The sequence below is a fragment of the Pandoraea vervacti genome, from assembly GCF_000934605.2.
GTDB lineage: Bacteria > Pseudomonadota > Gammaproteobacteria > Burkholderiales > Burkholderiaceae > Pandoraea > Pandoraea vervacti.
Map to the genome: position 1 here is coordinate 3,117,910 of NZ_CP010897.2, position 14,583 is coordinate 3,132,492.

The window sequence follows — 14,583 nt, forward strand, 5'->3', positions numbered from 1 at the left end:
GTCCGACCTTGCATGCCGACGCCCATCCGCTGCCTGACGCGCTTAGCCGTTGAAACGCTTGCCGGTCTCGGCCAGTTCCACGAGGCGCGCCGCTGGCGCCCAATCCTCGCCGTGTTCGCCCGCTTCGAATTCCCGCACACGCGCGAGCACCTTGTCGAGTCCTACGGTGTCGGCGTAAAGCATTGGCCCGCCACGCCACAGCGGAAAGCCGTAACCGTTCAGGTACACCATATCGATATCGGACGCCCGTGCGGCCGTGCCATCCGCCAGCACCTTTGCCCCTTCGTTGACCAAGGCATAAACGAGGCGATCGACGATCTCGTCCTGCGCGAAGGTCCGTGGCGTAATGCCATGGGCCTTGCGGTAGTCGTCGAGCATTTGCGCCACCTTGGCGGATTCGCGCGGCGTACGGTCCCCTTCGGCATAGTCATACCAGCCAGCGTGCGTCTTCTGTCCGTAACGGCCGGCCTCGCAAAGCACGTCGGCAATCTTCGGGTACGCGACGTCCGGATGTTCGGCGTGACGGCGCTTGCGAATGGCCCAACTGACATCGTTGCCCGACAGATCGCTCGTGCGAAACGGGCCCATGGCAAAACCGAAACGTTCGATCGCAGCATCGACTTGCGCGGGCGTCGCACCCTGCTCGATCATCCATTGGGATTGCTTGAAATACGGTTCGAGCATGCGATTGCCGATAAATCCGTCGCACACACGGGCGACCACGGCCAGCTTGCCAATGCGCTTGGCCAGTTTCATTACCGTTGCCAGCACGTCCTTGCCCGTGTGGGCGCCGCGCACGACTTCCAGCAGGCGCATGACATTCGCGGGACTGAAGAAATGCATGCCTATGACGTCCGCGGCGCGCGACGTGGTCTCGGCCAGCGTATCGAGATTGAGCGTCGATGTATTCGACGCCAGAATCGCGCCCGCCTTGGCGACCTTGTCGAGTTCCTTGAAGACAACCTGTTTGACGGCCATGTCCTCGAAAACCGCTTCGACGATCAAATCGGCGTCGGCCACCGCCTGAAAATCGGTACTGCCCTGAATCCGGGCCAGTCGCTTTTGCGCCTCCTCGGCCGACAGCTTGCCTCGCGTTACCGCGCGGCCGTAGTTGCTGCGCACGGCCTCGATGCCGCGCGCCAGCGCCGCCTCTGTCGTGTCGACGATCGTGACGGGAATACCGGCGCTCGCGAACGTCATTGCGATGCCGCCCCCCATGGTGCCTGCGCCAATGACGGCCACGCGCTCGATATTGCGCAACGGGACATCGTCCGGTACGTCCGCGATCTTGGCGGCCGCACGCTCGCCGAGAAACGCATGGCGCAGCGCCTTCGACTCGGGCGAGCTGACCAACGCCACGAAGCACTCGCGCTCGAATTTCACCCCGTCGTCAAAGGGGCGTTGCAGCGCAGCCTCAACCGCCGCCACACACTTGTGCGGTGCGGGGAAGTGCGGCTGTTCGCGTTGCACCTTTTCCCGTGCTTGCGCTATCGCGGCGCCGGCCGAACCGTCGGCATCGTCGATGGCAATGTCGCGCAGGCGCGGCAACGCCCCGCCCCGGTTCGCCACGTCGGTCGCAAAGCCGATGGCGCCGGCCAGCAGGTCAGCCTGATCTCCCTCGAACAGGGTCGAGAAAAGCGAGCCGACGAGCGCTTCGGATTTGACGACGCGCCCGGTCACGACCATATCGAGCGCCCGCGCAATGCCGACGGCTCGCGGCAGACGTTGCGTGCCGCCTGCGCCCGGCAACAAACCCAGCTTGACCTCGGGCAAGGCAATTTGCGCACCAGGCAGCGCAACGCGATAGTGGCAAGCGAGCGCGAGTTCCAGACCGCCCCCCATGGCCACCGCGTGCACCGCAGCAACGACAGGTTTGGTGCACGCGTCCAACGCATTGATGACATCGACCAGCAATGGGCTTTGCGTTGCCTTCGGCGTGTTGAATTCGCGGATGTCGGCGCCGCCGGAGAACGCTTTGCCTGCCCCGATCAGCACGATGGCACGCACCTGAGCGTCCGCCTGGGCTTGGGTCAGGCCTTGCGCAATCCCGGCGCGCGTCGCATGTCCCAGACCGTTGACCGGGGGATTTTCCAGCGTGATGACGGCCACGCCGTCACAAACCTCATAAGCCGTGCTCATCCTTGTCTCTTTCCTTATTGTTGGCGTCGTTGGGGGAGCGCCGCGAGCCCGCAAGCTGCGGCAAGACGATCGTTCGATTCTAGCGCAGCGCTACACCTCGAGCCATTCGCGACGGATCTCCGGCGAAGCCGCCAGCGTCTGCGGCGAGCCCTCGAACACCAGCGCGCCTCGCCCCATGACCACCACGCGCTGGGCGCAGCTCAGCGCCAGCGACAGCTTCTGTTCGATCAGCAGGATCGCCACACCGGCCGCGCGCAGATCCGTGAGGATCCGACCGATACGCGCCACCACTCGCGGCGCAAGCCCCTCGGTCGGCTCGTCGACGATCAGAAGGTCCGGGCCCGCCATCATCGCCCGGCACAGGCAAAGCAATTGCTGTTCGCCTCCTGATAGCAAAGCGGCCGGCGCGTCGCGACGCGGCGCCAGTTCTTCGAAACGCTCGAAGGCTTGTGCCAGCGTCATGGCCCGGCCAGCCCCCCTCGCGCGTGACACCGTCTTTCCCGTGCGTTGGCCGAGCTGAAGATTCTGAAGCACGGTCAGCGGTCCGAAAACGTCTCGCGTCTCGGGTACGTAACCAACACCGAGCCGCGCAATCTGGTGAGGCGCCAGCGAGACCAATGACCGTTCACGCCATCGGATTTCGCCTTCACGAGGCAACTGACCCATGATCGCGCGTGCGAGCGTCGAGCGGCCTGCGCCATTGCGGCCTAGCACCGCCACGATTTCGCCCGGCGCGACCTGCATCGTTACCCCGTGCAACACACGGCTGCCGCCGTAACCTGCCCTGACATCGACGAGCTCAAGCATGGCGCTCGTCTCCCAAGTTCGGACGATCGGCATACTCGCCCAGATAGGCCATGCGCACGTCGGGGTGCGTGCGAATACGTTCCGGCGTGTCGCATGCAATCACCGCGCCACGCGCCAACACGGCGATGCGATCAGCCAGTGAGAAAACGACTTGCATGTCGTGCTCGATCATCAGCAACGCGCGTCCCCGGCTGAGTTCGGCAATCAATGCCACCATGCGGGCCGACTCTGACTGGCTCATACCGGCGGTGGGTTCGTCGAGCAACATGACATGGCCTGCCGACGCCGCGCACAGACCGATTTCCAGCACCCGTTGCTCGGCATAACTCAGCGCCCCCGCTGGCACGTCACGACGGCCCTCCAGCCCCACGCGCGCCAGCCAGGCCTCGCTGTGACGCGTCACGCTTTCGATACCCCGCATACGTCGCCAGAAGGTGTAGCGGTGCCCGCTCGACCATAACCCCGCGCAGCGCAGGTGATCGATCACGCTCATCTGACCGAACAATTGAGACGTCTGGAAGCTTCGGGACAGGCCGAGTCGGCTGATTACGTGCGGCGCGCGAGCAGTGACGTCGCACCCGCGCAGCAACACGCGGCCGCTGTCGGGCCGCGTTCGCCCGGTGATGACGTCAAACAATGTGCTCTTGCCCGCGCCATTCGGGCCGATGATGGCGAGCCGCTCTCCTTGCGCCAACGTGAGGTCGACGCCGCTCAGCACGCGCGTGGGCCCAAAAGACTTGCATACGCCGCGCACGCTCAGGGCAAACGCGGAGGCATCGGCATGCATCGATACGCCGCTCATGGCCGCTCCTGCACCAGGCGGTTTGCGCCGCCGACAGCCCGGCGCAAACGACCTGCGGCGACCTTGACGATCACGACACCCACGCCCACGGCGAGCGCCGAGCTAGCCCAAATGGCCGCGCCGCCCTCGATTCCCCAACGGCCTGGCATCGACGCGCCGGCAACAGCAAGACGCACGCCATAGGTGGTCTCAACGATGACGATCAGTCCGCCGATGGCAAGCGCGAGCCCTCCGCATAGGACCGCGTACGGCCGCCAAAGCACGCCTACGACGCCGTCGCGCCACGCGCGCGCATGCATCGCCAGCAACCCGGCGATACCGCCCGGCATGAACACGACGACGCCGAGAAATCCAAGGCCGAGATAGAGTTGCCAGGCCCGTGTCGTGGTCGCGAGTACGACCGTTGCGAACACGCCGACCACAGCCCCCAGCATCGGCCCTGCGAAATAAGCCGAGCCCCCGAGCACGGTGAACACGAGGACCCCGCCCGATCGCTCGAGACTGAAAGTGTCTGCACTGACCAGTTCGAAATTCAACGCGCCCAGTGCGCCCGCCACGCCCGCAAACGCCGCCGCGACGATTTGCATGCGATAACGCACCGCTGCCGGGGACTGCCCCAGAAAGGCCACGCGCACGGCGTTATCGCGCACGGCGCGGGCGAGAAAACCCAACGGCGTGCGTGTGAGGCCGAACATCAACGCCGTGCAGACAAACAGCCACACCGCCACCAGGCCGTAGACCTGGCCCTGCGTGGCAAACGTCACGCCCAGCCACGGTGCGCCCAACGTGCGGTCCGTCGGAATCCCGCGCTCGCCACCGAACCATTCGGGCAGCATCGCGGCCATGACCCAGACCAGTTCGGCAACGCCAAGCGTGATCATCGCGAATGTCATGCCCGAACGGCGCGTGGTTACGTAGCCCAGTGTCGCTCCCGCTGCGCCACCGGCAAGCGCGCCCGCGATCGGCACAAGCGCCATCGACACCGGCAGGGCGTGCGCGCCGATCCGGTTCATGCACCACACGCCCGCGAATGCGCCGATACCCGCGTATGTCGCATGGCAAAAGCTCAGCAGCCCGGTCGAGCCGAGCAGCAAATTAAAGGAGAGCGCGAGAATGGCGGCCGTGCCCATCTGCGTCATGAGCGTGAGCGAAGCGTCGGAGGGAAAGCACCAGGGCAACAGGACCAGCACGGCAGCGAAAGCCGCCCACACGGCGACACGGCGGCGCCAGGACGACGCCTCGGACAAGGGGACACCCGTAACCGCCTGGTCCATCACCCCTCCCTCACGCCGAAGAGTCCACGCGGACGCCACAGCAACACCGCGACCATCAGCAAATACGGCACCGCCGGCGCCAGTTGCGCAACGCTCAAATGCAGCACCGGGGCAATCGCCCGGAGGATCACGCCCGTGACGCCAGCAAGCTCCCCGGCCGCTGGCGGCCACCATTGCCCCAACGTGGCATCGCTCGTCACGGCCCAGGTTTGCAGCACGCCGATAAGCAGCGAGGCGGCAAACGCCCCGCCAAGCGACCCGAGGCCGCCGACGACAACGACGACGAACACCACGCTGCCGACCGTCGCCGCCATGCCGGGCTCGGTCACCAGCACGTTGCCGCCCGCGGCGCCTGCCAGCGCCGCCAGCGCGGCGCCGCACGCGAACACGCCCGTGTAGAGCAAGGGGACGTCGTAACCGAGCGCCTGTGTCATCGCCGGCTGCGACAGCGCCGCCTGCAAGATCAATCCGACCCGTGTGGCCCGAAAGGCAATCCACACGAGCAGCGCGATTACGCATGCCAGTCCCATCAGGAACAAGCGGTAAGCGGGCACGGCAATTCCCGCCACAGGCACGAGAACCCCTTCGAGCGCAGCAGGTACGGCGTAGTCGACCGGACCGCGTCCCCAGGCGAGTTGCACCAGTTCCGCCACAACGTATGCCAGCCCGAACGTTGCCAGCAATTCAGCCAGTGCACCGCGCGCTCGCAAGCGCCGCAGCACCGCACGCTCGAACACCGCGCCGGCGACGCCGACGATCAACGGCGCAAGGATCAAAGCCGACCAGAATCCGAGCATCGACGCCAGCGCGTAAGCGAAATACGCCCCCAGCATGTAAAAGCTGGCGTGGGCGAAATTCAGCACGCCGAGCATGCTGAAGATCAGCGTAAGTCCGCTTGACAGCATGAACAGCAGCAAGCCATAGCTCACACCGTTCACGAGAACGAGGCCGGTGGTGGCGCTCAGCAGTTGCACTACATCTCCTTTGGGGAAGCGTTAGGAAGCGTTAAGACGCGTTAGGAAACTTCGGGAAGATCCGGCAAGCCAATGAAAGACGCGGCGCAAGCGCCGCATCCGGAGAAAATTCAGGCTGACATTATAGAGCGGCCGGCGCGCCCGACTCGCTTGAGATGCCCCGAAAAACGGCGCCAATGCTGGATTTCGGACGGCATCCCCGATGCGTATCGGATCATTCCGATCCGTGATCCCGCGCATGCCGGTATGACGACAGTCGTCTCACGACGCCGCTTCGTAATCGCGGAATTTCTCGCGCAATTTGAGCTTGAGCATTTTGCCGGTCGCCGTGTGGGGAATTTCGTCGACGAACACCACGTCGTCGGGGATCCACCATTTCACGACACGCCCCTGATAGAACGCCAGCACGTCCTCCCGTGTCAGCGTGGACCCGGGTTTGCGCACGACGACCAGCAGCGGCCGCTCCTCCCATTTCGGGTGACGAATGGCGATGCAGGCCGCCTCATGGATGTCGGGATGCGCCATGGCGACGTTCTCGACGTCGATGGAACTGATCCACTCCCCACCGGACTTGATCACGTCCTTGCTGCGATCCGTGATCTGCACATAGCCTTCCGGATCGATGGTCGCCACGTCTCCGGTCGGGAACCAGCCATCGACCAGCGGTGAAGTATCGGAGCGGAAATAGCGTTCCAGCACCCACGGTCCGCGCGCGTAAAGGTCACCGAACGCCTTGCCGTCCCACGGCAACGCTTCGCCGTCCGGCCCCACGATTTTGAGGTCGACGCCATAGATGGCCGTCCCCTGCTTCTCGAGGATGCGCTGCTGCTCGGCTTCCGGCAAGTCGCGATGGTGCTTGCGCAAATGGCACAACGTGCCGAGCGGCGACATTTCGCTCATGCCCCACGCGTGAATGACGCGCACGCCGTAGTCCTTCTCGAACGATTGCAGCATGGCAGGCGGACAAGCCGAACCGCCGATCACCGTACGCTCGAGCGTGGAAAACCGCGCGCCGATCGATTTCACATAGGTGAGCAGCCCGAGCCAAACCGTCGGCACGCCTGCCGAGAACGTCACACCTTCGGCTTCGAAAAGTTCGTACAGCGACTTGCCGTCGAGATCCTTGCCGGGGAATACAAGCTTCGCACCGGTCAGCGCGCTGGAATACGGCAGCCCCCACGCATTCACATGGAACATCGGCACGACGGGCAGCACGGCGTCGCGCGCAGACATGTTCATGGCGTCCGGCAGCGACGCGCCAAACGCGTGCAGGACCGTCGAGCGGTGGCTGTAGAGCACGCCCTTCGGATTGCCCGTGGTCCCGGACGTGTAGCAAAGGCCGGACGCGCGGTTCTCGTCCATCGAAGGCCAATCGAACTTACCGTCTTCGGCGGCGATGAGATCCTCGTAGCAAAGCAACGACAAATCCGTGACCGGCAGGTGCTCGCGATCGGTCATCGCAATCCAGCCCTGCACGTCCGGGCACTGTTTGGCGACGGTCTCGACCAGCGGCATGAAGTTGACGTCGAAGGCGACGTAGCGGTCCTGCGCGTGATTGATGATGTAGGCGATCTGCTCGGGAAACAGGCGGGGATTGACGGTGTGAACCACGCTGCCCATGCCCGAGACCGCGTAATACAGTTCGAGGTGACGGTAGCCGTTCCACGCAAGCGTGCCCACGCGCTCGCCATCGCCCACCCCCAGGCGGCGCAACGCCTGCGCCAGTTGACGCGATCGCTGCTCGGCATCGCGCCAGGTATAGCGGTGGATGTCGCCCTCAACGCGACGAGAGACGATCTCGGTATCGCCATGGTGACGTGCGGCATGCGTGAGCAGCGAGGAAATCAGCAGCGGCGCGGCCATCATCTGGCCGAGGAGCGGTGTTGCCATACGTCGAATCTCCAGAAAAGTCGGAATAACCGGAATTACGGGGATTACGGGATACGTTGAGCGATTCTTGACGCGCCGGCGCGCCGGGTCAACGCCCATCGCTTGTGCGGCGCAACACGAATCATGACCGCCAGTGTACGCAAGCTCACAGCGCCCGACGGACACCTCAAGTAGAATGTTTGTTCACCATCAGGAACGTCCCCAATGCCGGCCACCGACCGCCCCGCCTCAGTTCCCGCCGCCGTCTCTGAATCCCTGAAGCCGTTCGGACCGCTACGCCTGACGAACCGCTTTGCAACGCTCGGCACCGACTTCTTTACCCGCCTGAGCGCGCAACCGCTGCCCGCACCGTACCTCGTCGGTTTCTCGGCCGACGCCGCTCGGCTGCTCGGCTGGTCTGCGCAGGCCGCACGCGATCCGGAATTCCTCGCGACTTTCGCGGGCAATGCCCCGCTGGCAGGCGGAGATCCGCTTGCCAGCGTCTATTCCGGACACCAGTTCGGCGTGTGGGCGGGGCAATTGGGCGACGGTCGCGCGCTGCTCCTGGGCGAGGCCGACGGCCCCGGCGGACGTTGGGAGATCCAGCTCAAGGGCGCAGGACTCACCCCTTACTCCCGGATGGGCGACGGCCGCGCCGTGCTGCGCTCCTCCATCCGCGAATTCCTCGGCTCCGAAGCCATGTTCCATCTGGGCGTGCCGACGACGCGGGCGCTGTGCGTCATCGGCTCGGACGCCCCGGTGCGCCGCGAAACCATCGAGACGGCCGCCGTCGTCACGCGCCTGTCGCCGAGTTTCATCCGCTTCGGGCACTTCGAGCACTTCTGGGCCGGCGACAATTACGACGCACTGCGCCAGCTTGCCGACTTCACCATCGATCATCACTATCCGCATTGCCGCGATGAGGCCAATCCGTATCTCGCGCTGCTGAGCGCCGTGTGCGACGCGACGGCGGAACTGGTCGCGCACTGGCAGGCCGTAGGCTTCTGTCACGGAGTGATGAACACCGACAACATGTCGATTCTCGGTTTGACGATCGATTACGGCCCCTTCGGCTTTCTCGACGGCTTCAACGCACATCACATCTGCAACCACTCCGACACGCAGGGCCGTTACGCTTATCAGGCACAACCGAACGTCGCTTACTGGAATCTGTTCTGCCTGGCGCAGTCGCTGTTGCCGCTGTTTGGCGAGGGCGAAGCGGCCATCGAACAGGCTCAGTCGGTATTGCCGGTATTCAAGACGCGTTTTGCCGAGGAAATCGACCTGCGCATGCGCGCCAAGCTTGGCCTGCGCGAATCGCATGCCGACGACGAGACGCTCATCAACCGTCTGTTCAGGCTCATGCATGAGGGTCGTGTCGACTTCACGCACCTGTTCCGCACGCTCGCCACGCTCAAGATGGATGACCCGCAGGCCGATGCACCGCTGCGCGACATGTTCATCGACCGGCCGGGCTTCGACGCGTGGGCTGTCGACTACCGCGCCCGCCTGCGTTACGAGGCGAGCACCGATGCGAAGCGCGCCATTGCAATGCGGCTCGTCAACCCCAAATACATCCTGCGCAACCATCTGGCGGAAGTTGCCATCCGGCGAGCCAACGAGAAAGACTTCTCCGAAGTCGAGACGCTGCTCAAAGTGCTCTCGCACCCGTACGACGAACAACCCGAATTCGAGCGCTACGCCGAGTTGCCGCCCGATTGGGCCGGACAGCTCGAAGTCAGCTGCTCTTCTTGATTCTGGATATCAGGAGATTTTCATGAGCAAAGTGGAAAAGACCGACGCCGAGTGGCGTGCCCAGCTCGACGACGTCGAATACCAGATCACGCGCCATGCCGCGACCGAACGCGCCTTTACCGGGCGCTACTGGGATCATTGGAAGGACGGCACGTATCGCTGCGTGTGCTGTGGCGCCCCGCTGTTCGAGTCGACCGAAAAGTTCGACGCCGGCTGCGGATGGCCGAGCTACTCGAAGCCGATCGAGGGGGCGGGTATCGACGAGGTTACGGATTACAGCCATGGTATGGTCCGCGTCGAAGTGCGCTGCCACAATTGCGACGCCCACCTCGGTCACGTGTTCGAGGACGGCCCGCAACCCACCGGCCTGCGTTATTGCATCAATTCCGCGTCGCTCAATTTCGAGGACAAGGACGGCAAGTCGGATAAACCGACGCAGGACTGAGTGCACTCGCTGCGCAGGCGCCTGGCTTGCGTGCTTTCACCGAGCGTACTGACCGCACCCTCTTCGGGCGGGCGCCTTCGGGGTCCGCTTTCAAAAAGCGGCACTGTGTCGCTGACTACCGGTGAAATGTCGTGAAGTTCATGTCATTCGCCCGAAACTGGCGTTTTTTGGCTTTAGGCTTGCGTCCACCTGTCTTTAACTGGGAGTCCTTGTCATGTCCAAGAAATCTGATCGTCGTCTGACCCTCGCCCTCGCCGGTTCGCTGATTGCCGCCGGCGTCATGCTCGGCGCGCCCGCGCACGCGCAAATCAACGTGCCGCAGGCCGGCTCGGGTGGAGCAGGCGGCAGTGTCGTCGCGCCGACGGTCATGCCGCGCGCCGTGACCGTCGAACAGGCGCTGGCGGCAAAGCAGGATATCGAAGCCGTCATCGAGGGATACATCGTGCAGAAAGAGAGCAAGCACGAGCACTACACGTTCCGCGACGCGTCGGGCAAGACGATCCTTATCGAGATCGACGACAAGTATGTCCCCACCGGGCGTGAAATCACGCCGCAGACGCTCGTCCGGATCTGGGGGGAAGTCGATGTCCATCATCGCAAGCCGAACGACATCGACGTGAAGAAGGTCGAGTTCGTGGATCGTCGGTAATGGAGCAGCGCGGAGTGGTGTGGAGTAGCCCAGGATAGCGCGGCGCAGCAGTTACCCCGTGCGCATGTCGATGCCTAGCATGCCCGCCATCGCGCGGGCATCGCCCTGTCAGCTCTCTCAGTCTTATCCGTCCTCTCAGCCCTGTCCGGTCTGTCGGTCCTCTTAGTCCTCTCCAGCGCTCTCGGCCGCCCCCCTCTCGGAATTCGGATGCTCGCCCATCTGCGTCCCGGGCCTTTGAAATATAATGGATGTTTGCCCCCTGGCGACTCGTGCCGCGGGGCAAAAATCCCGAAGCCCCCAAGCCGAGACTTCATGAAATTTCTTTTCGACCTGCTACCGGTCATCCTGTTTTTCGTCGCCTTCAAATTCGCCGGCATTTACGTGGCGACCGGCATCGCGATCGTCACCACGATTGCCCAGGTCGTCTGGATGTGGCTGCGTCACCGCAAGGTGGAACCCATGCAGTGGGTCAGTCTGGCGATCATCGTGGTGTTCGGCGGCGCGACCATGCTGCTGCACGACGAAACCTTCATCAAGTGGAAGCCGACCGCGTTGTACTGGCTCTTCGGCGTCACGCTGTTCGTAGCCGAACTGGTGTTCGACAAGAACCTGATTCGCGCGATGATGGAAAAGCAGATGGCGTTGCCCGAGAACCTCTGGCGTGCCGTGAACTTCAGTTGGGCGCTGTTCTTCCTTGCGATGGGCGCGCTTAATCTGGTCATCGCGTATCACTTCTCCACCGACACGTGGGTCGACTTCAAGCTCTTCGGCGGCATGGGCCTCATGGTCGTGTTCATCGTCGTGCAGAGCCTGTGGCTCGCGAAGTACATCAAGCAGGACGAGTAACGACTCGTTCGTCAGGAAATCATCGCCATGACCATGGAACAGCAAATCGAAGCGCGGCTTACCGCCGCGCTCTCCCCGCTCGAACTGGCGCTCGTGAACGACAGCGCGCGCCACGCCGGGCACGCCGGAGCGGCATCGGGCGGCCACTACAACGTGCGCATCGTCTCCGCCGCGTTTACCGGACGTAACCGCGTTGCGCGTCACCGCCTGGTGTATGATGCGCTAGCCGATTTGATGCAGAACGGCATTCACGCCCTCGCCATCGTTGCGCTCGCCCCGGGCGAAGCGTAACTCGCATGCGACGCGTCCCCCGTCGATTAACCTTGCCTTCGTCATTCGTTAGGAAAAACAGCATGGCATTGAAACTCGCCCGCACGGCATTGGCGCTTGGCGCCGTCGTGTCGCTGACCGCCGTCTCCCTCCCTGCCCTCGCCCAGAACGTTGCCGTTGTGAACGGTACGCCGGTGCCTGTGGCACGCGCCGACGCCATGGTGCGTGAAATGGTGCGTCAGGGCCAGCCGAACTCGCCGCAACTGCAACAGCAAGTGCGTGAAGAACTGGTCAAGCGCGAAGTCCTCGCGCAGGCAGCCATCAGCAAGGGTCTGGCCACCGATCCGGCCGTCAAGCAGCAGATCAAGCTTGCCGAGCAAGGCGTGCTCATCCGCGCGCTGATCGCCGACTTCCAGAAGACCTCGCCGGTGACGGACGCCGAGTTGCAAGCGCGTTACGACCAGTTGAAAAAGCAGTTCGGCGACAAGGAGTACCACGCCCGCCACATTCTGGTGCCGAGCGAAGATACTGCCAAGGAAATCATCGCCAAGCTCAAGGGCGGCGCGAAATTCGCCGATCTCGCCAAGCAGTACTCGAAGGATCCGGGTTCTGCACAGAACGGCGGTGACCTCGACTGGTCGCCGGCCAACGCCTACGTGCCTGAGTTCGCCGACGCCCTGCAGAAGCTGCAAAAGGGTCAGTATTCGCAAACGCCGGTCAAGACGCAGTTCGGCTATCACGTTCTCGAACTGGACGACGTGCGCGACGCACAGATTCCCCCGCTGGCCGACGTTAAGCCGCAGTTGGTGCAGCAGATGCAGGAAGAAAAGCTGCAGGGCTTCATCGACGGTCTGGAGAAGAAGGCCAAGATTCAGTAAGCCTTGTGCTTGCGGTATCGAAACGAAAATCCCGCCTGATGGCGGGATTTTTGTTTTCCGGTGGTGAGGTGCGAAAGGGGCGGTTCCGCCCGCAAAGATTGCGCACATCCGCATCATGCCGTGTTGCGGTGCCGACGCAGGACGCTTTTACGTTCGCGCCCGAAACCCGAACCGACACATTCGGCCTGCCGTCGGCTGTCATTGCGCCCCGATCTGATCACCCGGCGCGTAGATGAATATCTGCGTGGGCGCCGCTGTGACATTCACGCGGATGATCGGGAGGAAGCGGCCTGTCGCGTCGAAATAGCCCTGCTGGATGATGCGGGCGTCGGCGAAAACGTTGCCTACCGCCACGAAGGCTTCGAGCGGGAGCTTTTCGGGAATGTCGCGAGGCCACGGCTTGATAGTGATTTCGTTGTGCCGGTAGCCGAGGATCACATCGCTCGGAAAATCGCGGCGAATCGTGATGCTTAGCTGGAACGACACCGGATCGGGGCGGAATGGGCAGTGACTCGAAATGCCTAGATGGGCATAGCGGGCGTACCAAACGGCATATGACGTTACACCCAACTCGTCGCAAAAGCGACCTTCACTGATGGAACGGCAGCTATCGGCGCGTTGGCCCGTTTGGGCATCGGTTGGAAATGCACATTTCAGTGTGAGCGGCTGGCTCGCCGGGGCATTGAATTCCTTCATGATCAAGCCAGTCCCGCCCGCCCAATGAGCAAGCGCGGTAACTTTGGCATCCGCTCGCAAATAGCTAAACGAAATGCCATCCCGAACATAGTAGTTGTCACGTGGATTCCACACGGGCATGGCGGTGGCTGAGACCATCCGAATCAACACCCCATCGCAGTAATACGCCGGATCGTTCCCGCCATTGCAACTCGGCGAAATGTCGGCGTACCGCTTCGTCAGCCGCTCCGCCACCCGAAACCCCTCGTCCATCTGATCGGTTTCATCGAAGCCGAACGCGGCACCATGGCCTGGCACGAACATCACGCGCAGAATCGGCATCCATTGTCCGGTCGCCGTGAAGTACTGCATTTGATAGCGCTGTGCCTGCAATAGCTGGCCGGGTGTGCTGGCGTCGTAATAGAACGCCTGAATGGGGATGGTCGTAGGGGTCGCCGGATTCCATGCGGCGATCAGCAGCGACATGGGCGTTTGCGCCAGCGCGTCCGATACTTGTTCATGCGCCTGCATGGCCGCGTAGAACTGCGCGGCCAGACGCGCACTCAACGAGCATTGTCGCAACTCGTTCTGGCCGTTCGCCAGGAAGTGAGCGACCCATGCCGTCGCGTCGGTCACACCATTGGCCGCGCACGAACTCCAGTCTGGTGGCGCTGGTGGCGTACTGCCCAGGAAATCGCAGCCATGCGAACCGGTGGCCCCCGGTGGATTGACCGCAAACGGATAAACGCAACGCACGTCGTAAGGCTTCTGCCATCCAGCCGCAGTGAACCCATCGGCCAGAATGAACCCCGCAGTCGCCCCCAACGACGTCGTGCGCAAGTCGCCTCGTACGAACGCGAGGTTCACCGACTGCGTCTGCGTTTCCTCCACCGTCAGCGCGGCAAACTGCTGCGATGCGCCACCTGATAACGACCGCACGATCAACCCGCTGCACATCCAGATCGCCCGATCGACCCCACACTGCTCGACACGCGACGCGTACCGCTGATTCACTAACTGCGCGACGTCCGGCCCGGGAAGCATTTGTGCCTGCGCGCAGTAGCATGCAGCCATGAGTGCAAGCGACAGGAGCGTACGCCACCGAGCGGATACGGATCGAGTCGCAACTTCCGGATTCAGCGGAACCATCATCATTCCTCTCTCCCGATATCGACCCGGGCTCATGGCCCGTCCCCCAAT

General features: G+C 63.3%; 13 protein-coding genes. 6 read left to right on the plus strand and 7 right to left on the minus strand.

Annotated features, from left to right (window positions below):
* Window positions 1-42: 42 nt before the first annotated feature.
* From UC34_RS13715 to UC34_RS13740, 6 genes are all read right to left on the minus strand, one after another.
* Window positions 43-2,139: a 3-hydroxyacyl-CoA dehydrogenase NAD-binding domain-containing protein gene (locus tag UC34_RS13715; RefSeq protein ID WP_044455987.1), complete on the minus strand. Its 2,097-nt coding sequence runs from the start codon at window positions 2,137-2,139 to the stop codon at window positions 43-45.
* Window positions 2,140-2,229: 90 nt separating this feature from the next.
* Complete coding sequence (locus UC34_RS13720) at window positions 2,230-2,946, minus strand: ABC transporter ATP-binding protein (protein ID WP_044455988.1); 717 nt, start codon at window positions 2,944-2,946, stop codon at window positions 2,230-2,232.
* Window positions 2,939-3,748, minus strand: coding sequence for an ABC transporter ATP-binding protein (locus tag UC34_RS13725; protein WP_218919545.1), 810 nt, complete (start codon window positions 3,746-3,748; stop codon window positions 2,939-2,941). Before UC34_RS13725 ends, UC34_RS13720 begins: the two co-directional genes overlap by 8 nt.
* Entirely contained in the window at window positions 3,745-5,022 is a 1,278-nt protein-coding gene (locus tag UC34_RS13730) for a branched-chain amino acid ABC transporter permease (RefSeq protein ID WP_063389842.1), read from the minus strand. The genes UC34_RS13725 and UC34_RS13730 overlap by 4 nt, the downstream gene beginning before the upstream one ends.
* Window positions 5,022-5,927, minus strand: a complete 906-nt coding sequence (locus tag UC34_RS13735) for a branched-chain amino acid ABC transporter permease (protein WP_237165336.1) — start codon at window positions 5,925-5,927, stop codon at window positions 5,022-5,024. The genes UC34_RS13730 and UC34_RS13735 overlap by 1 nt, the downstream gene beginning before the upstream one ends.
* A gap of 330 nt (window positions 5,928-6,257) precedes the next feature.
* Window positions 6,258-7,886: a 3-(methylthio)propionyl-CoA ligase gene (locus UC34_RS13740; RefSeq protein ID WP_044455989.1), complete on the minus strand. Its 1,629-nt coding sequence runs from the start codon at window positions 7,884-7,886 to the stop codon at window positions 6,258-6,260.
* A gap of 204 nt (window positions 7,887-8,090) precedes the next feature.
* Here UC34_RS13740 and UC34_RS13745 point away from each other — a divergent pair, with 204 nt between their 5' ends.
* From UC34_RS13745 to UC34_RS13770, 6 genes are all read left to right on the plus strand, one after another.
* Window positions 8,091-9,620: a protein adenylyltransferase SelO gene (locus tag UC34_RS13745; RefSeq protein WP_044455990.1), complete on the plus strand. Its 1,530-nt coding sequence runs from the start codon at window positions 8,091-8,093 to the stop codon at window positions 9,618-9,620.
* A 22-nt stretch (window positions 9,621-9,642) separates the two neighbouring features.
* Entirely contained in the window at window positions 9,643-10,065 is a 423-nt protein-coding gene (msrB, locus tag UC34_RS13750; protein ID WP_044455991.1) for a peptide-methionine (R)-S-oxide reductase MsrB, read from the plus strand.
* Between the two features lie 214 nt (window positions 10,066-10,279).
* Window positions 10,280-10,714: a YgiW/YdeI family stress tolerance OB fold protein gene (locus UC34_RS13755; protein WP_052811049.1), complete on the plus strand. Its 435-nt coding sequence runs from the start codon at window positions 10,280-10,282 to the stop codon at window positions 10,712-10,714.
* Window positions 10,715-11,026: 312 nt separating this feature from the next.
* Entirely contained in the window at window positions 11,027-11,560 is a 534-nt protein-coding gene (locus UC34_RS13760; RefSeq protein ID WP_044455992.1) for a septation protein A, read from the plus strand.
* Between the two features lie 27 nt (window positions 11,561-11,587).
* Window positions 11,588-11,851: a BolA family protein gene (locus tag UC34_RS13765; protein ID WP_044455993.1), complete on the plus strand. Its 264-nt coding sequence runs from the start codon at window positions 11,588-11,590 to the stop codon at window positions 11,849-11,851.
* Between the two features lie 62 nt (window positions 11,852-11,913).
* Complete coding sequence (locus UC34_RS13770; RefSeq protein WP_044455994.1) at window positions 11,914-12,708, plus strand: peptidylprolyl isomerase; 795 nt, start codon at window positions 11,914-11,916, stop codon at window positions 12,706-12,708.
* Window positions 12,709-12,906: 198 nt separating this feature from the next.
* On the opposite strand, the gene UC34_RS13775 is transcribed toward UC34_RS13770, so the two are convergent.
* A complete protein-coding gene (locus UC34_RS13775; protein ID WP_157123185.1) occupies window positions 12,907-14,457 on the minus strand; it encodes a hypothetical protein in 1,551 nt (516 codons plus the stop codon).
* Between the last annotated feature and the right edge of the window lie 126 nt (window positions 14,458-14,583).

What these genes read in the sequence shown, in the direction of transcription:
- UC34_RS13715 (WP_044455987.1), bottom strand. Translation starts at nt 2,139, where the DNA reads ATGAGCACGGCTTATGAGGTTTGTGACGGCGTGGCCGTCATCACGCTG.
- UC34_RS13720 (WP_044455988.1), bottom strand. Translation starts at nt 2,946, where the DNA reads ATGCTTGAGCTCGTCGATGTCAGGGCAGGTTACGGCGGCAGCCGTGTG.
- UC34_RS13725 (WP_218919545.1), bottom strand. Translation starts at nt 3,748, where the DNA reads ATGAGCGGCGTATCGATGCATGCCGATGCCTCCGCGTTTGCCCTGAGC.
- UC34_RS13730 (WP_063389842.1), bottom strand. Translation starts at nt 5,022, where the DNA reads ATGGACCAGGCGGTTACGGGTGTCCCCTTGTCCGAGGCGTCGTCCTGG.
- UC34_RS13735 (WP_237165336.1), bottom strand. Translation starts at nt 5,927, where the DNA reads ATGCTGTCAAGCGGACTTACGCTGATCTTCAGCATGCTCGGCGTGCTG.
- UC34_RS13740 (WP_044455989.1), bottom strand. Translation starts at nt 7,886, where the DNA reads ATGGCAACACCGCTCCTCGGCCAGATGATGGCCGCGCCGCTGCTGATT.
- UC34_RS13745 (WP_044455990.1), top strand. Translation starts at nt 8,091, where the DNA reads ATGCCGGCCACCGACCGCCCCGCCTCAGTTCCCGCCGCCGTCTCTGAA.
- msrB (WP_044455991.1), top strand. Translation starts at nt 9,643, where the DNA reads ATGAGCAAAGTGGAAAAGACCGACGCCGAGTGGCGTGCCCAGCTCGAC.
- UC34_RS13755 (WP_052811049.1), top strand. Translation starts at nt 10,280, where the DNA reads ATGTCCAAGAAATCTGATCGTCGTCTGACCCTCGCCCTCGCCGGTTCG.
- UC34_RS13760 (WP_044455992.1), top strand. Translation starts at nt 11,027, where the DNA reads ATGAAATTTCTTTTCGACCTGCTACCGGTCATCCTGTTTTTCGTCGCC.
- UC34_RS13765 (WP_044455993.1), top strand. Translation starts at nt 11,588, where the DNA reads ATGACCATGGAACAGCAAATCGAAGCGCGGCTTACCGCCGCGCTCTCC.
- UC34_RS13770 (WP_044455994.1), top strand. Translation starts at nt 11,914, where the DNA reads ATGGCATTGAAACTCGCCCGCACGGCATTGGCGCTTGGCGCCGTCGTG.
- UC34_RS13775 (WP_157123185.1), bottom strand. Translation starts at nt 14,457, where the DNA reads ATGGCTGCATGCTACTGCGCGCAGGCACAAATGCTTCCCGGGCCGGAC.